14 protein-coding genes are annotated in these 19,659 nt (G+C 45.6%); 4 read left to right on the top strand and 10 right to left on the bottom strand.

Translation table 11 applies throughout. The features are described from left to right. Window positions 1-161: 161 nt before the first annotated feature. Window positions 162-2,291 carry a hypothetical protein gene (locus tag GJQ68_RS03570; protein ID WP_162415936.1) on the top strand — a complete coding sequence of 710 codons (2,130 nt, stop codon included), beginning with the start codon at window positions 162-164 and terminating at the stop codon, window positions 2,289-2,291. A 521-nt stretch (window positions 2,292-2,812) separates the two neighbouring features. On the opposite strand, the gene GJQ68_RS03565 is transcribed toward GJQ68_RS03570, so the two are convergent. From GJQ68_RS03565 to mtaB, 4 genes are all read right to left on the bottom strand, one after another. Next, window positions 2,813-3,514 (bottom strand): 3-keto-disaccharide hydrolase, encoded by a 702-nt coding sequence (locus GJQ68_RS03565; protein ID WP_162415935.1) that lies wholly within the window; start codon window positions 3,512-3,514, stop codon window positions 2,813-2,815. A gap of 23 nt (window positions 3,515-3,537) precedes the next feature. After that, the gene (locus GJQ68_RS03560; protein ID WP_202927869.1) at window positions 3,538-4,932 is read right to left on the bottom strand and encodes a neutral/alkaline non-lysosomal ceramidase N-terminal domain-containing protein; all 1,395 of its coding nucleotides are present in this window, start codon (window positions 4,930-4,932) and stop codon (window positions 3,538-3,540) included. Window positions 4,933-4,963: 31 nt separating this feature from the next. Continuing rightward, window positions 4,964-7,024 (bottom strand): BNR-4 repeat-containing protein, encoded by a 2,061-nt coding sequence (locus GJQ68_RS03555; RefSeq protein ID WP_235941067.1) that lies wholly within the window; start codon window positions 7,022-7,024, stop codon window positions 4,964-4,966. A gap of 241 nt (window positions 7,025-7,265) precedes the next feature. After that, complete coding sequence (mtaB, locus tag GJQ68_RS03550) at window positions 7,266-8,585, bottom strand: tRNA (N(6)-L-threonylcarbamoyladenosine(37)-C(2))-methylthiotransferase MtaB (RefSeq protein ID WP_162415933.1); 1,320 nt, start codon at window positions 8,583-8,585, stop codon at window positions 7,266-7,268. 234 nt (window positions 8,586-8,819) lie between these two features. On the opposite strand from mtaB, the gene GJQ68_RS03545 reads away from it, so the two are divergent. Both GJQ68_RS03545 and GJQ68_RS03540 read left to right on the top strand, forming a co-directional pair. Continuing rightward, window positions 8,820-10,982 (top strand): glutamine synthetase III family protein, encoded by a 2,163-nt coding sequence (locus tag GJQ68_RS03545; RefSeq protein WP_202927868.1) that lies wholly within the window; start codon window positions 8,820-8,822, stop codon window positions 10,980-10,982. Window positions 10,983-11,227: 245 nt separating this feature from the next. Next, window positions 11,228-13,066 (top strand): DUF885 domain-containing protein, encoded by a 1,839-nt coding sequence (locus GJQ68_RS03540; RefSeq protein WP_162415932.1) that lies wholly within the window; start codon window positions 11,228-11,230, stop codon window positions 13,064-13,066. 187 nt (window positions 13,067-13,253) lie between these two features. Here GJQ68_RS03540 and GJQ68_RS03535 read toward each other — a convergent pair whose 3' ends face one another. After that, window positions 13,254-13,619, bottom strand: a complete 366-nt coding sequence (locus tag GJQ68_RS03535) for a DUF2200 domain-containing protein (RefSeq protein WP_162415931.1) — start codon at window positions 13,617-13,619, stop codon at window positions 13,254-13,256. A gap of 142 nt (window positions 13,620-13,761) precedes the next feature. Between GJQ68_RS03535 and GJQ68_RS03530 the strand changes: the two genes are divergently transcribed. Further along, a complete protein-coding gene (locus tag GJQ68_RS03530; RefSeq protein ID WP_162415930.1) occupies window positions 13,762-15,615 on the top strand; it encodes a ChbG/HpnK family deacetylase in 1,854 nt (617 codons plus the stop codon). Between the two features lie 438 nt (window positions 15,616-16,053). On the opposite strand, the gene GJQ68_RS03525 is transcribed toward GJQ68_RS03530, so the two are convergent. The 5 genes from GJQ68_RS03525 to GJQ68_RS03510 all read right to left on the bottom strand — a co-directional run bounded on the left by GJQ68_RS03525 (window position 16,054) and on the right by GJQ68_RS03510 (window position 19,654). Continuing rightward, window positions 16,054-17,448, bottom strand: a complete 1,395-nt coding sequence (locus GJQ68_RS03525) for a TonB family protein (protein ID WP_235941100.1) — start codon at window positions 17,446-17,448, stop codon at window positions 16,054-16,056. Further along, on the bottom strand, window positions 17,387-17,596 hold the full coding sequence (locus GJQ68_RS23310) for a hypothetical protein (protein ID WP_235941103.1): 210 nt from the start codon (window positions 17,594-17,596) through the stop codon (window positions 17,387-17,389). The genes GJQ68_RS03525 and GJQ68_RS23310 overlap by 62 nt, the downstream gene beginning before the upstream one ends. Next, window positions 17,571-17,942, bottom strand: a complete 372-nt coding sequence (locus GJQ68_RS03520; RefSeq protein WP_162415928.1) for a BlaI/MecI/CopY family transcriptional regulator — start codon at window positions 17,940-17,942, stop codon at window positions 17,571-17,573. The genes GJQ68_RS23310 and GJQ68_RS03520 overlap by 26 nt, the downstream gene beginning before the upstream one ends. Before the next feature lie 370 nt (window positions 17,943-18,312). Further along, window positions 18,313-18,924 (bottom strand): Uma2 family endonuclease, encoded by a 612-nt coding sequence (locus GJQ68_RS03515; RefSeq protein ID WP_162415927.1) that lies wholly within the window; start codon window positions 18,922-18,924, stop codon window positions 18,313-18,315. 316 nt (window positions 18,925-19,240) lie between these two features. After that, window positions 19,241-19,654 carry a PIN domain-containing protein gene (locus GJQ68_RS03510; RefSeq protein ID WP_162415926.1) on the bottom strand — a complete coding sequence of 138 codons (414 nt, stop codon included), beginning with the start codon at window positions 19,652-19,654 and terminating at the stop codon, window positions 19,241-19,243. Between the last annotated feature and the right edge of the window lie 5 nt (window positions 19,655-19,659).

The following is a 19,659-nucleotide window of genomic DNA, read 5'->3' as shown; positions in this document are numbered from 1 at the left end:
GATTATTTCAAGTGGATGGCTAAATAATTGCAAGTCAATGTATTATAATTCCTAAATTTTACCGGTAAAATTCAATTTGTCTCCTCACTTTGGGGTTTCAGATCCAAGCCTAATGCCGTATATTGCCTGTTGATAGTTATTAGAGACAGATCCTTTCTTTTATGCGCAAGTACGGCTTCTTTTTATTGGTTATGTTGGTATTGAATGGTAGCAATGGTAGGGGACAAACCATTCATGTGGTGGGAAAACCCGAAACCGATTTGCTTGGCTGGCTTTCAGGAGAAGGTTTTAAGTTGGAATTTTACCCCGACAGCGAAACCGCCATGAATGAGATTCCCCCAGCGGCTACGCTGCTCTTGCTGGCAGACCAGTACCCCCGCCACAGGCTTCAGCTAGCAAAGGATTTTTTTCAAGTTATGAACGAAAAGCGCGTGCGTTATTACCTGGAGTTTCCGGAAGACATTCCGGGGGTAAACAGCCAGGGCCAAGTGATGCGAACGCGGCTGGAAAGGGGAGTGGTAGCGGGGGATCATTTTGGAGAAAGCCTCCCGGCCATGCGCATTTTGGGCATCAATGACTGCCACCTGATTCCCGTGGAGGCCTCCGATCCCTTGTTGGTTTTGGCCAAAGTGGCTGGTTTAGATACTGCTCCCTACGGATTGGAAGGGGTGCCGGTGCACCCATTGTTAGTTTCGAAGGGTTCGGGTTTTGTTGCCTTGACAAAGCTTTCTGACTTTGCCAAAGGCCGGTATGGACCTCAGGAGCATTGGAAAAAGGTATGGGCGCACCTGATCACTCAACTTACCGATAAGCAGGAGTTTACCTTTTCGAACTGGCCACGCTACCTGGAGCCTGCCTTTGATGCCGATAGGCCACTCACCCGGGCAGACAAGGAAAATAGCGTAAAAAATGGGGTAGACTGGTTTTCCAGAGGGAAATTCTATATACACCCCGAATGGAAAGACCGCTGGTTGCGCTACCAGGGAGACGGGACGAATCCAGTTGGACCGCCGGTTCCCAGGGATTTTCCTATTGGTGATGGGAGCGAGGGCCTGCTGGAAGGACACTCTTCCAATATTTATTTCGATGGCAGCCAGCAATACCGCTATTGGATCAGGGCCGATGTGCAAGGGGAGGGAGCTTTTGCCCTGGCTGCTGCCGGGAGCTTATTGGATCAGCCGGATCATTTTACTATTGCCGAAAATTTGGTAGACTTTATTTTTAGCGAAAACTTAAGAAAGGGTCCCCGAAACCATCCCGATTCAGCCGCCTTCGGCTTGATCGGCTGGTCCCATACCCATCCCCATGTTTATTATGGTGACGATAATGCCCGCGCCATTCTGGGGATTTTGGGTGCCATGGCCTTTATGGAAAGGGATACCTGGAATCAGGAAATGACCGAAGCCATTCTTGCCAATTTCCGAACCACGGGCAAGCAAGGTTTTCGAATCAACCGGATTGAAAATAAGGATTTGCAGCGACTGGGATGGAAGCATTACTGGAATAGGGATCTCGTCAACCCGGCACCTCATTTTGAATCCTGGATGTGGGCTCTCTACCTGTGGTTGTATGATAAAACCGGCTACGAACCACTTTTGGAAAAGGCAAAAACAGCCATTAGAATCACCATGGATGCCTATCCTGAAGAATGGCTGTGGACCAATGGCATACAGCAGGAAAGGGCCCGAATGATTTTGCCCCTGGCCTGGCTGGTCCGGGTGGAAGATACCCCTGAACACCGCGCCTGGCTGGACCGTATTGTAAGCAAGTTATTGGAAAACCAGGTGGAAAGCGGGGCCATCCGGGAAGAATTGGGAGGCAACGATAAAGGAAGGTATGGTCGTACCCGATCCAATCAGGAGTATGGTTTGCACGAGGCTCCCCTTATTTTTGAAAATGGTGATCCCATTGCCGATATGTTGTATACCAGTAATTTTGCGTTTTTTAGTCTGAATGAGGCAGCCCAGGCCACGGGTAATCCCAAGTATGTAGCCGCTTTGCAGAAATTATCCGATTTTTTGACAAGAATACAAGTAAAAAGCGATCGGTTTGAAGACATTGATGGTGCCTGGTTCCGCGCTTTTGACTTCGAACGATGGGAATTCTGGGCTTCTAATGCCGACGTGGGCTGGGGAGCCTGGGGTACCCTCACGGGTTGGACGCAAAGCTGGATCGTCGCCACACAGGTATTGGTCTTAACGGATCAGAGCTATTGGGAACTGACCCGCGATTCGAAAATCAACGAGCATATGGAAGACAGGCTGGAGTTGATGCTGGAGGAATATAAATAAGCAGATGTATGTACAAGGGTTTCACGCAGCGATCGCAGCGAATTCGCAGAGCCCGCAGCGGGTTTACTACGCGGGGATTTATTACTTCAAACAAGCAGAATAGCGGATAATGTATTGGGAAGGCATAAAAGCACTCGCCGCGTCCGCCGCGCCTTCTTTGCGGCCGCCGCGAGAAAAAAAGAGGGTTTCACGCAGCGATCGCAGCGAATTCGCAGAGCCCGCAGCGGGTTTACTACACGGGGATGCATTACTTCAAACAAGCAGAATAGCGGATAATGTATTAGGAAAGCATAAAAGCCCTCGCCGCGTCCGCCGCGCCTTCTTTGCGGTCGCCGCGAGAAAAATTGAGGGTTTCACGCCACGATCTTAGCAAAGGTGCAGAGACCGCAACGGGGAGTCTTCCAGCAGAAGTACTTAGCAAGAAAGCACCCGCCGCGTCTTCTTTGCGTTCACCGCGAGAAAAAAAGGTACGTCCCTATTCCCATTCAGAGCCGATTTTTCACATCAGTTCAATTCCGGATTTATAATTCCTTGATTTTGATATTCCGGAAATACACTTTATCGCCATGGTCGGTCAGGAGGATATGACCGCTTTCCAGCTCTCCATATTCGGTGTCGTCTTTAAACTTATTGGATGCTTTCTTTTTTAGAAAGTCCTTGCTCCCACGCTGGTAGCTGACCACCTTTTTACCATTGAGCCAGTGCGTTACTTTTTTTCCTTTGGCCACAATCTTGCCCGTATTCCATTCTCCGGCAGGGTGAAGGGTTTTATTTTTTGGAGGATAAAAGAGATACGCAGCAGCGGTAGAACTCAGCCCGTTGGGGTCTTCTTTTATGCCAGGGTAATTGTAATCGTCAATTATCTGATATTCAGGGCCATTTACCATCATTTTCCCCGTTTCTCCATTGTAAAGTGTGTCCACAAAGTACTTGATACCACTATTGGCGGAAGGGGTGAGGTTAAATTCAAATACCAATTCAAAGTCAGCGTATTTTTTTCGGGTGATGATATCTCCCCCTCCCTTGCTATCCAAAAAAAGCAAGCCATCTTTCACCTTCCATCCTTTTTGAGGAAAATCAGCGGACTGTTTCCCTCGCCACTTTTCCAAGGACTGCCCGTCAAATAACACCTCGTAATCGCTACCCTGTGCTTGCAATTGAGTAGTACCTAAAAATAAAACGCCTACCATGGCAATTAGAAATACATATTTGAGTCGTTCCATACTATTTGTTTTGAGATGTTGAATTAAGGATTTTCAGTAATTGTTAGTTGTCGGGCCAGGGTATCAAAAGCGGAGAGAATTTGCGCTTCCAAACCGGCTTTCCAGGTGTTGTGCAGGCCATAGACCATTTGAGAGGAATAGCCCTCGTATCCCCCTTCTTTTAAGATGGTTTCTGTGGGGATGTATCCCATGACATCGTTGCTATAGGCCATTACAAATACTTCCGGCCCATATTTGGCTTTCAGGCGGTTGGCATATCCGATGGTGGATTCCCCTCCCATGGAGAAAAGAACCTGCTCTCCCAACTTCCAGATTTGTATGGGAAAAGGGTAGGAGGAATCGGGTTTTTGTCCTCGTTGTTGTTCCTCTAGCATCCGTTCGGCCCATCGCTTCATATAGCCATTTTCTTCGGCTATCATCGTTTCCAAGGTTTCCCGGCTCATGGGAGGATTCAGCGCCAGGTCGATTTCTTCATAGGCGTGGCTTAATTCCGGCTCCAATGATTTCATGTCTTCTTCCAATACCCTTTCTACTGCCGCGGCCAATGCGCTTCCATACTGCCTGGCCAGTGGGAGTGTGCGTCGGGGAAGTGGGTTTTGATCCCCGGCAGCCCCCTGAAAAAAGAGGGCCATGGCACCCGGATGATTTGCCTCAAGCGCTTCCTGCGCATATCCCGGATAATCGGCAGACCAGGAGTATTGGCTCAGCACGGTAGGATGGCAGGCATAACCAAAAACAACAGCCGTAAGGTTATCCTGTAAGTCGGTAATTTTGATCACCGGAACAGCATGGTCTATGGGGCCCTTCAGTTCGGTCAGCAGGTGAATTTCACTTTCCTTGTTGTTTCGCCGGTTCACCTGAAACCGGGCGGTACCGTTCCCGGCATAAACCCGGGAAGGTTCCCTGTTCTCCAAGGCCCTGCCCACGCTTTCTACGATGTCCTGCTCCAGTTGGCGGCTGTATTCCGAAATATGCTGTCGCTGTTCCTCGTCCAGTGGGTAAATATCATACAGGGCGGCCTCCAGTACTGGCCCGGAGTGGGTATGGGAACTGTTGAGAATCACTTGAGATTTGGTCAGCCCGTGTTTTTCGTGGATGACCCTGCGAATCTTCTCTGACATTTCCCCAGGAAATCCCAGTAGATCGGATGTGAGCAAGACGGCTGAATTACCCTGTTGATCCTCAAAAGCCACTACCTTGATCCAAAGTTCGCTAAACTTCCCCTGGGCTGGCTGGTTCCGGTGCCCATAACCGGCCATCCAGAGGGGAGCCTGTGGCGTGATTTTGAATTTATCCGTTCCGATTTTCCAGTTCATGCTATTTTGCCCGAAAAGCGGCAGACTTGCCCACATCACCAACAACAAGGTGAAAATAGGAAACTGGGATAATGCCAGGGGTTTGATTCGTTTGTTTTCCATGTGCGCGTGCCGTTTTTGATGCCATGATCATTTATTTTAATGTCCATTGGATGGCATTTTTCATTAGTTGCAGGAAGTGGGGATGGGTGAAGTCGGTAGGATACCCCAGCGAGGTGTAAAAAACCTTGCTTTTCCCTGCCTTTCGTCTAAAGGCAATCGGGTTGCTTTTTCCAGAGGAGATGCCACTTACCAGTACCTTAGCCTTCGGGTCCAGGCTATTGCCAATCAGATACAAATTGCCATCGCTCTTCCATGTTTGCCGATCGATCCCTGATAAAAGACCCTTTCCCGGTTTTTTAATAAATTGAATGTAGGTTTTTTCGGTGGCTGGCCCATATCCTTTGTTTTCATGCCCCAACACCTCCGGCACAAAGTCCCACCAGTCTACAAATCCGGAAGGAATTTCCTCACGCACCGAAAAGGCATGGTTGGCCGTTCGTATGCCGATCACCGGTTTTCCTTCCTGAAGGTGATTTCTAATGAGTACCATCTGATCTGTAGAAAGGGCTATTCTTCGCAGAAATAACACCAGTAGATCACTATCACCGATGGTTTCCAGCTTAGGTAAATGAAAGGCCGTTCGTTCGCCTTCCCCCAGGATTACCTGGGTTTGGTAGCCGTTTTCTTTTGCGAGCTTCATCGCCAGGTAAGGAACCGTCAGATCCGCTTCGTAATTATCCGGATCCTTACTGATCAGAAAGGTAATTTTTTTATCTTTCCCTATATTGTTTTCTGCTGGGCTGGGCAGGATTTTGCCATATACTTTTAATTGGTAATCCCTATAGGTACTGTACCTGCCCGAAAGCCAAAGGATAACCTCCCGGTTTGAATCCGCGAGTACGATGGGACGAATGTTATCTTCAGCAGATCCGAAGGTCACGGGGCTGAAATGCCAGGGACTATCCTGCGTCTGCCGTTCCGCCCGGAAGATCTCATACCTTCGTTCTCCATTTACCAGCAGTGGTTGTCCGGTCTCAGGGTGCACATCTGCGGAAAAATAGAGAATGTTTTTGCTGCTGGGGTGAAGGCTGATCAGTCCGGTGTATTCATTTTCTCCGGGATAAAGCCTGCTACCCGCGTAAGCCATTTCCGTTGAAACCCAATTGCTGCCATCCCATCGGGCATCGTGGTACCGGTGGTCAAAACCTCCCAGGCTTGTATTTACGGTTTCGCCCCTGCTGATAGGATCTTTGGTCACCGAAAAAGCGAAGTACGGCATGCCTTCCTCGTCCAACTGTATATCGCTGGTCCAGGCTACATCCGTCCGGGTTTGCAGGTCGCCATCGTAGACCAGGGTAAAATCTGAAGGCTTTAAATTACTGGTTTCGCCTGTACTCAATGGTCCTACCAGCGTTCCATCGGAACGGTATGCCCGGCCATTTTCCAGGTAGCCGTGGTAGATATTGTTATTGAAATGCCGGGGATGGCCGTCGGTCGTTACAAAATGTATGCGACTTTTTCCATCCGAAACGTATTTCAGGTACGATCTCCCTTCAAACTGGAACAGCCTGCCTCCGGATTCCCAGCTTTCTCCAAAATCTTCAGAGACCAGGTAATGGGGATTGTTTTCATTGCCCCGGAAAAAATTATAGGTTTTGCCTTCTTCTTCCAGGTGGTAGAGGTTGGCATAACATACCCGGCCCTGGTGTTGAACCGTGGACTCTTCTTCCCAGCTGCGGATGTCGAAGGGTTCCCGGGTGCTTCGGAATCTTACCAGACTATCAATGCTATGGCCGGAGTAAACGGTCAGGATTTTTCCATCGGGTCGCAGCATCAGTGCCCCCACGTTGTGATCGTCTGCGGGGAGGCTGCCTTCGGTGAGCACCTTGCTAATGGTTTGGTGGTTGTTTAAGTCCCATTCGCTTACCGTATTGTACCCTTCGGAAGTTACACTGGTAAACAGCACCTTATCATCGATCAGCAGGGCACGTTCATCCTGAAACCAGCACCAACTTCCGTTTTCGGAAAGCAAAATAGGCCCGTATGGATCCACTGTATCCTCTGGCAGGGACTGGGCAGAAGATGGAAATGAAAAAGAAATGGTTAGCAAAAAGGCCAGCGCAAGGTAAAAACACCGTGGATAAGCGATCATGGAATAGTCGAATGGGTTCAATCAATTAAATACTGAACCAATTTAAGCGATATTAGCCAATCTTCCAGTATCTAATGGATAAATTCCCCAATTTACCTGACCGCCGGTCGTTTTTTTGACTTAGTGAATGAGAGACGAAGAGATGATGTGATGATGTGGGGATGTGAGGAAATGCCTAACCACCTAACACCAAACCGATATGCCGCTGCCCGGCAAAATGCATATAATCGTTACCCCCACATCAGTGACTGGCAATCACGTTTTCCGGTTCCCATACCTCTACCGTTCCTTTGTCATTTATTTCGGTCAGCGTGACGGTTTTGATTTCATTGATTAGTACCGGATCGTATTTGGCACTCACGCGGATGTAATTTTCAGTGAAACCCTGCATGTAGCCAGCGGTTACGTCTTCCTCAAATAGCACCTGAAAGGTTTTGCCCAGATTTTCTTCATAAAAAGCCCTTCGCTTTTTTTCGGAGAGAATTCGCAGCATGCGGGACCGCTGGTTCCTGATTTTCATGGGTACTACGCCTTCCATTTCGGCTGCCCGGGTATTGGCGCGCTCCGAATAGGTAAAGACGTGTAAATACGATACGGGCAACGCATTCAGAAATTCATAGGTTTCTAGAAAATGTGCCTCTGTTTCTCCTGGAAAACCGACGATCACATCTACTCCTATGCCGCAGTGGGGCATCAGGGTTTTTATTTTTTCTACCCGGTCCCGGTACAATTCTCTCAGGTACCGCCGCCCCATTTTCCGGAGCAGGGCGTTGCTGCCTGATTGCAGTGGAATATGAAAATGAGGTACAAACCGGGCTGACTGCGATACAAAGGTGATGGCCTCGTTTGTCAGCAGGTTCGGTTCGATCGAAGAGATACGAAAGCGGTCGATGCCACTGACCCCATCCAGGGCTTGAATCAGGTCAATGAATTTTTCCTTACGCTTGCCCTCTTGAATACCGAAATCTCCAATATTCACTCCCGTTAGGACCACCTCTTTTACATCTGTGCGGGCGATCTCTTCCGCTGATCGAAGAATATTGGCGATGGTTTCACTACGGCTTTTTCCCCTGGCTAGCGGAATGGTACAAAAAGCACATCCATAATTGCAGCCATCCTGAACCTTCAGAAAGGTGCGGGTACGATCGTGCATGCTAAAGGCCTGATGGAATTCCTGCGCTTCCTGAATTTCGGAAGCAAAAACCCTTGCCTCCTGCTGCACGGCAAAATCATCCAGCAACTCCAGTAGTCTGAATTTCTCGGCAGCTCCCAATACCGCATCGACGCCTTTGATTTCTGAAATCTCCTTGGGTTTCAGTTGGGCATAGCAACCGATAATGGCTACAAATCCGTTGGGGGAAATTTTCTTGGCCTCCCGAACGATTTTTTTACATTTCTTATCTGCATTCTCGGTAACCGAGCAGGTATTGATAATAAAAATGTCCGGGTTATCTTCAAAGGAGACCTTGAGATACCCCTTTTGCTCAAACATCCTGCTGATGGTTGAGGTTTCTGCGTAATTTAATTTACAACCGAGTGTATAAAATGCTACTTTTTTCAAACCGAAGGTATTTCTTTGCCCGGTTGCAAATTTAGTGAATAGGTTTGGCTTTTCCATTTCTGCAAAAAAATTCGCGAAAGAAGGGTTTTTTAGCGGGTCTAATGGATAAAGGGCCGTATTTTCTTGACAAAAGTGTAAATATTGCCTCACTTCCCTCTAATTTTCACCATTTTTGTTAAAAATTCATTTATTTTTCTACATTTGTAAGTAGTTTTTAAACCATAAACTCTAACAATGGCAACACTAAGACAAAAAGCATTAATGAAGGTGCAGAGCAGACCAAAGGTTACTGCTGTAGCTCCCTCCTTAAAAATTTCCGATTATTTCGGATCACAGGTGTTCGGCTTGAAAGAAATGCAGGAAACCCTGGCTTCTCCTGTATTTAAGAAAGTCAGCACAGCAATTGACAAAGGAACTAAAATAGATATGTCAACCGCTGATGAGGTTGCCACCGCTGTTAAAAGCTGGGCCTTGTCTAAAGGTGCGACCCATTACACGCACTGGTTTCAGCCCCTGACCGGATCCACTGCAGAAAAACACGATACCTTCTTCGATGCCTTGTCAGGCATGGAAAAATTCAAAGGCAGTGCCTTGGTGCAGCAGGAACCGGATGCTTCTTCCTTTCCAAGTGGAGGAATCCGTACCACTTTCGAAGCCCGGGGATATACGGCCTGGGATCCCAGTTCGCCCATCTTTATTTTTGATCAGACGCTTTGTATTCCTACTATATTTGTTTCGTTTACGGGAGAGGCGCTGGACTTTAAAACCCCACTCATTCGATCTACCGAAGCGATCAACAATGCGGCGGTAGATATCTGCCAGTATTTCGACCGAAACGTTAAGAAGGTCAATCCTTCCCTGGGTGTGGAGCAGGAATATTTTGTCATTGACCGGGCCTTGTATGCTACCCGTCCTGATTTGGTGATGGCCAGTAGAACTGTTTTTGGTCACAACCCTGCCAGAGGACAGCAATTGGATGATCACTATTTCGGATCCATCCCTTCCCGCGTCAAGGAATACATGAAGGATTTTGAAATAGAAGCCCTGAAATTGGGGATTCCTGTTTCAACCCGACACAACGAGGTGGCTCCCGGTCAGTTCGAAGTAGCTCCCTTGTTTGAAGACATCAACAAAGCGACTGATCACAATTTGTTGCTGATGGATGTGATGGAAAAGGTGGCTGAAAAACATGGGCTGAAGGTTTTGTTTCACGAAAAACCTTTCGCCGGACTGAATGGAAGTGGAAAGCACAATAACTGGTCCCTGATCACGGATACGGGTGTTAACCTATTTCAGCCCAGCAATTCTGCCAGGGAAAACCTGCAATTTCTGTGCTTCCTGGTAGCCACTATCAAGGCGGTGTATAAGAATGCAGACTTGCTACGAGCAAGTATTGCTTCTGCAGGTAACGACTTCCGTTTGGGTGCGAATGAAGCTCCTCCGGCAATTATCTCCATATTCCTTGGATCTACCCTTACCGGAATTCTGGATGAACTGGAGAAAAACGGAAATATCAAAATCGAAAAAGGGGACAATATGTACATGAAGCTGGGAATTTCTAAAATCCCGGAAATCATATTGGACAATACGGATCGTAACCGAACTTCTCCGTTTGCTTTTACCGGAAATAAATTTGAATTCCGTGCCGTAGGATCCACCGCCAACCCGGCCGGACCGATGACCGCATTGAATGTGATTGTTGCCGATGTGCTCAAAGAATTGAAGAAGGATATCGACAAAGAAATCGATAGCGGTAAAGAAAAGAAATTGGCCATCGTCGATGTGTTGAGAAAATATATCAAGGAAAGTAAGAATATCAGGTTCGAAGGCGATGGTTATTCCGAAGAGTGGGAAAAAGAAGCTGAAAAGCGCGGACTGTCCAATCTGAAAAGTACAGCGGAAGCACTGGATGTTCTTTTAACCAAGCCAGTGGCAGATCTTTACAAACGACACAATGTGTTAAACGAAAAAGAACTGCATGCCCGTCATGAGATCAGGCTTGAAAATTACGTGATGAAAGTACAGATTGAATCCCGTGTGATGGGCGATTTGGCACTTAACCACATTATTCCTACCGCCATTCTCTATCAAAATAAATTGATAGTCAATGCGAATGGCTTGAAAGGGTTGGGGCTGGATCACCGGGCAGCGATCGATACCATCGAGGAAATTTCCAAGCATATAGAATCCCTGAAATCCAATGTCAGCAATATGATTGAGGCAAGGAAAAGGGTCAATAAGGAGGAGGATGTTGCAAAAAGGGCAAAACTATACAGCTCCGACGTAAAGGATGCCTATTTTGATAAAATAAGGTATGCAGTCGATAAACTGGAGTTGCTGGTGGACGACGAATACTGGCCATTGGTGAAATACCGGGAAATGCTCTTTCTGAAATAATAATTTCAGCTATTTCCTAAAAAATAAAAAACCCGGATCTTCCGGGTTTTTTTGTAGCAGTAGGAAAGGGGATGGTTTGATGATGTGATGATGTGGTGATGTCTGAGTGTTGAAGGTAGTGGAATAAAAGATGCGTGGAAAAGGGTACCCTCATTTATGGACGAAAGTTGGAGTTTCACCTTTATTATTTATTGAAAAAATACTGTATTTTTGAACTGTTTCCACCAATTTAATACCACTAGCCCATGAACATTTCCAAGACACCCTATCTGCTATTATTTTCCGTTGTAGCCTTCCTTTTTCAGTGCAGCCCGGAAGCTGAGGAGAAAGAAGACCTTAGCAGTGAATTGAACGAATGGCTGGATGGACAATATGAGGAATGGCTGCAGTTTAGTCCTCTGCAACTGACGGCCCAGGGTCGAAAAAACCTGTATGACCAAATTGATGACATGAGTGAGGAGGCAGCAGATAAAAAACTGGCCTGGTTGGAGGGCAGTGTGACTGAGATGCAGAAGAATTTCTCAAAAGACCAACTCAATCCGGAAGCACAGGTTTCTTTTGACTTATGGCAATACCAATATGAAGTGGCCAGAGAAGAAGCTGAATTCAGGCAGTATCCTTATATTTTTCATCAAATGGGTGGGGTCCATACCGGTCTGCCAAATACCCTGATCAATTACCATAAAGTAGACGAACCATTAGACATGGAGGCACTGATCAGTAGAATTGGAGAAACCGGCAGGGCCATCCGGCAACTGTTGGAACGGGCAAAAAAACAGACAGATGCGGGTATCAAACCCCCACGATTCACCTATGAAATGGTTATTTCACAGGCGGAGGCACTTATTCAGGGGCAACCTTTCGAATCCGGAGAGGAGGGATCACCGCTATGGAACGACGCCAATACCAAAATTGATAGTCTGGAAGCAGCCCATAAAATTGATGAAGGTCAAGCAGCAGCTCTTCGGGAATCAGTCGATAAGGCGTTGAAAGAGCAATTTAAGCCTGCCTATGAGGAGTTGATTGCCTGGCTAAGATCTCAATTGCGCGGATTGGAAGAAACCCCTACCGGCGTCAGCAGGCATCCTAAAGGGGAGGCCTATTACCAACATAAGTTGAAGGTTTCCACCACTACCGACCTTTCGGCAGATGAGATTCACCAAATCGGGCTGGAAGAAGTGGATCGCATCAAAGACGAAATGCTGGAAATCAAAGAAAAAGTAGGTTTTCAGGGAAGTCTTAAAGCATTTTTTGAGTTTATCAATACCGACGAACAGTTTTTCTACCCCAATACGGATCAGGGAAGGCAGGCCTACCTGGACGATTCGGAAGCTTTTCTGGATGCCATCACGGAAAAACTTCCCGATTATTTTAATCTGCTTCCCAAAGCGGAATTGCAGGTCAGGCGGGTGGAAGCCTTCAGGGAGCAGGATGGCGCACCGCAGCATTATTCGAAAGGAACCCCTGATGGCTCACGGAAGGGAACGTATTATGCCCACCTTTCCGATATGAATGCCATGCCAAAATCTACCATGGAAGGTGTGGCCTATCACGAAGGGAATCCAGGACACCACATGCAGGTTTCCATTGCCCAGGAGCTGACCGGTATCCCTAAATTCCGGACCCAAATGGGTTTCAATGCCTATGTAGAAGGTTGGGTGCTTTACTCCGAAATTCTGGCTAAGGAAATGGGTGGCTACGAAAATCCCTATTATGACTTTGGTCGGTTGGTCAACGAAATCTGGAGGGCCATTCGCCTGGTGGTAGATACGGGGCTGCATGCCAAAGGCTGGACTGAGGAAGAAGCCATCCAGTATTTTTCAGAAAATTCCTCCATATCTCAGGGGGCCATCAAGGCCGAAGTACGTCGCTACCTGGTCATTCCAGGGCAGGCCACGGGCTATAGAATTGGGATGCTTAAAATCCAGGAGCTCCGGGCGATGGCGGAGGAGGAGTTGGGAGACCAATTTGACCTTAGGAGTTTCCACGACACCGTTCTTGGCGGGGGTGCGCTTCCGCTGGGAATTCTGGAAGAAGAAGTGAAGCGATGGATCGCCGACGTAAAAGAAATGGGAGTTAATTGACCGGAACGGTTAAATTCAACCTGTTTATAAAACCCTTGAGGTCTTCCCGACCTCGAGGGTTTTTTTGTGTACGCCCCGCGAGGAGACCATCGGGGATTTGGAAACCCAAACGATCAATGTCTCTAACCGAGGTCTTCGAAGGTTTAAATTAAAACGAACTATAAGCTACCATTAACCCCTTTCACCTTTATGCTTTCCGCAATATCTTGTCCATTTTTCGGCCCTTTGCCAGTTCATCCACCAGCTTATCCAGGTACCGGACTTTCCGTGTCAACGGATTCTCGATGTCCTCGATGCGGTACCCACATATCATTCCGGTAATCAGGTCTGCGTGTTGGTTTAAATTAGCTTCCTGAAAGAAGGTCTCAAAAGTGGCCTTTTTTTCAATGAGTTCCTGCTGCTTTTGCTCATCAAAGCCGGTTAGCCACTCGATGACCCGGTCCAATTCCTCTTTGGTTCGGCCTTTTCGCTCGACTTTTTTCAGGTAATGCGGATAAACAGAAGCGAAGGTCATAGTCGCCATTCGCTCATCGTGTTTTTCACTTGTTGTCATAACATCCATTTTTGTAAACGGTTTTCTTTCACTTTTTATAGATCAGGATCTCGATCGCTAATATAAAAATACGGTTCCTAAGGGGATATTAACAAATAAACGTTTAATTTAGGAACAAAAAATTGCCTGAAAATTTGAAACCATGAGCCCTATCCAGAAATTCCTCTCCATTCTGTTTTTTACATTGGTTTCCTGCCTTTCCTATTCCCAGGTACCTACCGGTCCCAGACTGATTGTCAGAGGCGACGATATGGGCTCTTCCCGATCGTCCAATTTGGCCAGCATCGAAACCTTCGTAAATGGGATCGAAACATCCATAGAAGTGATGGCAGTGGCACCCTGGTTTCCCGAGGCTGTGCAATTGTTAAGCGAAAATACGGGGGTGGAGGTTGGGCTGCACCTGGCCATTACCAGTGAATGGGATGGTGTCAAGTGGAGGCCTTTGACAGCATGCCGCAGTTTGACTGATGCAGATGGCTATTTTTTCCCTATGATACGGCCAAACCCCAATTATCCCGGCCTGGCTATCATGGAAAACCAATGGAAATTGGAGGAGGTGGAACGGGAATTTCGAGCACAGATTGAATTGGCCCTGAAGCATGTTCCTCAGATCAACCACCTTTCAGGCCATATGGGATCTACTGGATTTCACCCTGATGTGGCCAAAATGGTAACCCGCCTTGCAGCGGAATATGACCTTCTCCTGATCAGCCCTGACTTAATGCAGGAATTGAATATTTCCCGAGCTACCTATGAGGGGCCAAAGGGAACGACTGAGGAAAAGGAGGATTCTTTTATCCGCATGTTGGAAAATCTGGAGGCCGGAAAGAGCTACCAGTTTGTGGACCACCCCGCCTATGATAATCTCGAAATGCTAGGCGTGAGCCATATCGGCTATGAGAATGTGGCCAGGGATCGACAGGGAGTCACCGATACCTGGACCAGTGAGAAGGTAAAGGAGGCGATTGTGCGGAATGGCATTGAACTGGTCAATTTTACTACCATAGCCAAAGCCTTGACCAGAAGCGATCTGGAAAAGGAAAAAATCAATCCGACGGCCATAAACGAATATCTTGAAGCAGTCAAGTGCAACGAGCAGGACCTTCACAGCCTGATGATCATAAGAAATGGAAAAGTGGCCTATGAAAAGTGGTTTGGTGAAAATGCAGCAAACAAGAATCATGTTATGTTTTCCGTCAGCAAGACATTTACAGCTACGGGTATCGGTTTTGCCATTCAGGAAGGGCTGTTGGATGTGTCCGATAAGGTTATTTCCTTTTTTCCGGACAAACTTCCCAGTGAAATCAGTGCCCATCAGCAGGCACTGGAAATACGGCATTTGCTGACCATGACGGTCGGCCACGATGAGGATCCGACCGGGACAATACGCAACAGCAATGATTCGGATTGGATAAAGGCTTTTTTGGCTTTTCCCATGGAGCACAAGCCGGGGGACCAATTCGTCTATAACAGCCTGGCAACTTACATGTTGTCTGCCATACTTACCAAAGTAACGGGAGAGCGGCTTTTGGACTACCTGCAATCGCGGCTTTTCAGGCCTTTGGGAATAACCGGAGCCACCTGGGACGAAAGCCCTCAGGGCATCGCTATAGGAGGCTGGGGGCTGAAGGTAAAGACGGAAGACATGGCCAAATTGGGACTCTTTTACCTTCAAAAAGGCCAATGGAACGGCAAACAGCTCCTTGCCGAATCCTGGTTTGATGAAGCAACTGTGGCCCAAGTGCCGTCATTACCGGCTGGTGCCAATAGAGATGAATTGAAAATCAATTCCGAAGATTCCGATTGGTTCCAGGGTTATGGCTACCAGCTATGGCAAAGCCGGCACAATTCCTACCGGGCGGACGGTCGTGATGGGCAGTTTATCCTGATCCTTCCTGAAAAAAATGCGGTCATTGTCACAACGGCTTCTATTTCCAATATGCAAGCTGAGCTTAATCTGATATGGGAGCATTTATTACCTGCTTTTAGGGAATAGGGTTCTTTCAAGAGACCCCAAAAATCTATTGAAAAATCATATATTGGTGAGTAAGCGGGAGCAAGTTGAAGTTCCGGCTATGAAAGATGGAGATTAAAATTCCAGAAGGGAATCTTATTCTTAATTTATTAATCCCTATGTGTGCTAAGTTCCTAAGTGGTTAAAAGACACCCGGAATTGGATTCCTATTCAAAGAGGCAAAAATGTTTGTCACATAGTGCACATAGTATTTTCTAAAGTAACGTATGTTGACCCTTTATCCAATTAAAGAATTCCTATGTGTACGATCTTTCTATGTGGTTAAAAGAAAGTCGAAATTGGATTTCCCTTTTAAAGAAGCATAGTGCACGTAGCAGCTATGGGTTTTAAAATGGTGGATTAGGACTATGTCCATTTGTGCACTTGTCTAAACGGTAGGATTTTTTTAACAACCAAATTTCAATTTCCTTGTAATTTCACAGACTGATATCCCACAAAGCTGGCCACAAGGTTTTGGGATGGATTGGCAGATATCGTAAAATCCCCGTTTATATCCGTTACTGTTCCTTTGGTAGAATCCACAATCAGGACGGTTGCCCCTGGAAGCGTATTTCCCTCTGGATCTCGCACTTTACCGGTCCACAGACCATCCGCATAGTTGGCATCAACTTCCAACTTACCGTTTCTTTGCTCTACTCCTTCTACGATTACTTTACCTATAGGATGACCGTCATGACCTACCTTTTCCTTATCAAGGATAAAGTGTATGGGCAATACCATTTTTACCCTAACCGGGCGGCCCCCTTGCATACCCGGTTTGAAATCCGGAGAATTCCTTACCACCCTTTCAGCTTCTTCCTCACAGCCGCCTGCAATCTCGTTCATGGCCGATACGTTGGAAACGGAACCGTCTTTTTCCACCACAAACTGTACGACAATCAGTCCTTCAATGCCATTTCTCCGTGCCCGAAAAGGATACCCGATGTTCCCTATGACATACCTGTAAAAGTCTGTCATCCCACCTTTAAATTCAGGCTGTGACTCAACCACAAAATAGGTGTCATCCGTGGCCTGATCTTGTTTTTGACTTGTAGAAGGCACAGGTATATGCTGGGCATTAATTTCCAATGAAATACCTGCGATAAACAATGAAGTTAATAGGCTGAAAATGAAAATTCGCAACTGCATACTAGTCTTGGTTAAGGGTTTGTTCATCATGATTAATCGATTTTTTAATGCGGAGGAGGCTATTGAACTGGTCAGAATTTCCAAGTTGTTATTGACGGCAACTTCAAGCAAGAGCTGTTTGTACTTTGTTGGATGAGCAAATTTTTGGACTTCTTGATCAGCAAGGTATTCGTGGTTAAGAACCATGGCTTTTTTTACGAAATAGACCACTGGGTTGAACCAGCATAAAGCCGTCAGTAATTCCATCCAAATAAGGTCTACCTGGTGCCGATGTGCAATGTGGTATCGTTCATGTGTTAGAATCATTTCAGTCTCTAAACTGCATTTTTTATAAAGATTTGGGGGCATGAAAATGTAGTTGCCAAAACTAAAAGGGGATGAGACTTTTTCTGATAAAATCAGCAATGCTCCGCGAATGTGCTGCACTGAGGCATTTTTTGTCCAGCTAATTAACTGATTCAGGGCTTTTAATTTTTTTAGAAGCAGAAAGAAGAACACTGGGATGTAAACAACAAGAAACCATTGTACCGGTGAGAAAGGGGCTTTATGACTTGTATAAGATTGGTTAACCGTGGTAGATTGAGGAAGGTCAATAGGAAGGTAATCAATCTGTACAGGGTTTTGCTGCGGCAAAAATATCGGAATATTTAGGAAAGGAATGATCATGGCGGCGGGAATAAGTGCCAACAGTATCCAGCGGTTTAGCTGAAATGATTTTTCCTTTGCCAAAAAGATTTGGAAAAGCAGCATTAGAAATGCCGAACAGGCGATAAATTTGATCAGGATCATCATTTCTTTCTCCTTTCAATTTCATTTTCCACCAGTTTTTTTATTTCCTCTAGCTCCTTAGTGGTCAGGTCTGCTTTTTTGGTAAAGAAGGAGGCAAATTGAAGCGGGTTGTCCGAAAAGAAATCTTTGATTATGGTTTTTACCTGACCTGAAAAATAATCAGGCTTCTCCACCAGGGCATGGTATTGCCTTGAGTTGCCAAACAACTTGAAGCCTACATATCCTTTTTGCTGCATGCGTTTCAGTAAGGTAGCCACCGTGCTTGGGGCGGGTTTAGGTTGCGGATGGATTTCCAAGAGGTCTTTCATAAATAAGGGTTCGTTAGACCAGATCAAGTCCATGAGCTTTTCTTCGGATTTGGATAACTTCATTCTACTTATTGTTATTTTATTCTACAAACATAGAAAAATATTAGTTAAATTAAAAGTCCGACCCTAAATTTTTCAATATCTTAAAGTCGGTTTTATAGGTGAATGCTATAGCATGGCATTTAAAGGCTACAGCGTTATTTTGAAAAGAGAGAGGTTATTTTTTTACCGAAGAATCCTTATGTGATCTATGCAACTATGGGGTTATAATTTTGACAAAACCTGATCAAAAGGAAAGGAAAATTGGAGAGAATTAAATAATTGACACGGCATTAACCCATGGATCATGAAAGATTGGATGGCCTGCCAATTAGGGTGAATAAAACATTGACTATAGCCAATGGAGATGTTCCATGAAAATTATTTCGGATTTTCAATTGATTTCCTCAAAAAATGCCTCCAAATTCAATTCAAATCCTACAATGGCCGAGGATTTTGCTGTATCCCCGGAGGTCATCAAGCGTGAGGGTTGGTAGCTGCCCTGAATCAGTGTGTATATCAGGAGGGTCTGTCCCTCGGGATCCATCAGCCAATATTCGGTTACTCCGGATTCTTCATAAACCTTATACTTGTTTTGGAGTTCTAGTTGTTTGTTGCCGGGTGACAGGACTTCCACCACCAGATCAGGTGCACCGACACAGCCTCTATCATCCAATTTTTCTATGTCACAAACCACACAGATATCCGGTTGTACAACAGTATGGATTCTATGGTCTTTTTTGGATTTTACAGGAAGTCTAACATCAAAGGGAGCAATATAGGCCTGGCATTTTTTCCCTTTCAAAAACAGGTGAAATTCCGTATAAAGCGATCCAGCCAAACGTTGATGAATTCTCTTTGGTGCTGCGGCGGCTTTTTTGAAAACTTTTCCTTTGATCAATTCGACCATCTCTTCCATATCCCAGGTCAGGTAATCCGCATAGGTATAGTTCCCATAACTCAAATCGGGTTCTTTTACCGAAGATTTGCTGTCCTCTTTTTCCATACCTGAATATAATCAATTTGGGGATTAAAAGGAAGGCATTCAGTCCTCCATCATGCCATATTGCGATCAGAACAAAAGTCAAGACCCCGATGCCACAACTAATTCTTTACTGGTGAAAAATCATTTCATGATTTTCAGTTCAAAGAAATTAAGGAGTTCCATGAGAACTTTGAGAATCTTAGAAGTCATCTTTTTATGAATCACATTCCTTAAATTTAACAAAAATAAATGCTTGACTATAAAAAATTAAAAAGACTTCAATATCAAATTACATAAATCCGAAAAGAAATCGAGTTTATTAGTTTCTCTTTTTTATTTACATTTTTGTGTTAATTAATTTCATAAAACCATCCAAAGACAAAAGATGTAATTTTGGAAAAGGAATGGATGCTAAAACTGAAAAATGTTTGTCCTCCGAAACTAGAAAAGATGCTCCTGAACTTATTGCACAATCAACATATTTATTATCTTCTGGATCAGCGTCTATTAAATTCCATTTGTAATAGGTATTTGTGAAACGAACATTGGGAAGTTCTTTCAATAAAGTTATAAAACTACCAGCGGTGCGAATTCCGTATTTTATTTGGATAATTTCTTCATATTCCAGCATAATTTCTTCGTTGATTGCCAAGTCAAATTTTCCATTTACCAAAGATTGAAATATAATATGATATGGTGACCTGGAAGTAAGGCTCATTACTAAAATATTGCAATCTAAAACAATCACCATGATTG

Source organism: Cyclobacterium roseum, from assembly GCF_010119225.1.
Lineage (GTDB): Bacteria > Bacteroidota > Bacteroidia > Cytophagales > Cyclobacteriaceae > Cyclobacterium > Cyclobacterium roseum.
This window is presented reverse-complemented; position numbering and strand designations above follow the sequence as displayed.

Coding starts and splice junctions, on each gene's coding strand:
- GJQ68_RS03570 (WP_162415936.1), top strand. CDS start 162: ATGCGCAAGTACGGCTTCTTTTTATTGGTTATGTTGGTATTGAATGGT.
- GJQ68_RS03565 (WP_162415935.1), bottom strand. CDS start 3,514: ATGGAACGACTCAAATATGTATTTCTAATTGCCATGGTAGGCGTTTTA.
- GJQ68_RS03560 (WP_202927869.1), bottom strand. CDS start 4,932: ATGGAAAACAAACGAATCAAACCCCTGGCATTATCCCAGTTTCCTATT.
- GJQ68_RS03555 (WP_235941067.1), bottom strand. CDS start 7,024: ATGATCGCTTATCCACGGTGTTTTTACCTTGCGCTGGCCTTTTTGCTA.
- GJQ68_RS03545 (WP_202927868.1), top strand. CDS start 8,820: ATGGCAACACTAAGACAAAAAGCATTAATGAAGGTGCAGAGCAGACCA.
- GJQ68_RS03540 (WP_162415932.1), top strand. CDS start 11,228: ATGAACATTTCCAAGACACCCTATCTGCTATTATTTTCCGTTGTAGCC.
- GJQ68_RS03535 (WP_162415931.1), bottom strand. CDS start 13,619: ATGACAACAAGTGAAAAACACGATGAGCGAATGGCGACTATGACCTTC.
- GJQ68_RS03530 (WP_162415930.1), top strand. CDS start 13,762: ATGAGCCCTATCCAGAAATTCCTCTCCATTCTGTTTTTTACATTGGTT.
- GJQ68_RS03525 (WP_235941100.1), bottom strand. CDS start 17,448: ATGATCATTCCTTTCCTAAATATTCCGATATTTTTGCCGCAGCAAAAC.
- GJQ68_RS23310 (WP_235941103.1), bottom strand. CDS start 17,596: ATGAAATTGAAAGGAGAAAGAAATGATGATCCTGATCAAATTTATCGC.
- GJQ68_RS03520 (WP_162415928.1), bottom strand. CDS start 17,942: ATGAAGTTATCCAAATCCGAAGAAAAGCTCATGGACTTGATCTGGTCT.
- GJQ68_RS03515 (WP_162415927.1), bottom strand. CDS start 18,924: ATGGAAAAAGAGGACAGCAAATCTTCGGTAAAAGAACCCGATTTGAGT.
- GJQ68_RS03510 (WP_162415926.1), bottom strand. CDS start 19,654: ATGGTGATTGTTTTAGATTGCAATATTTTAGTAATGAGCCTTACTTCC.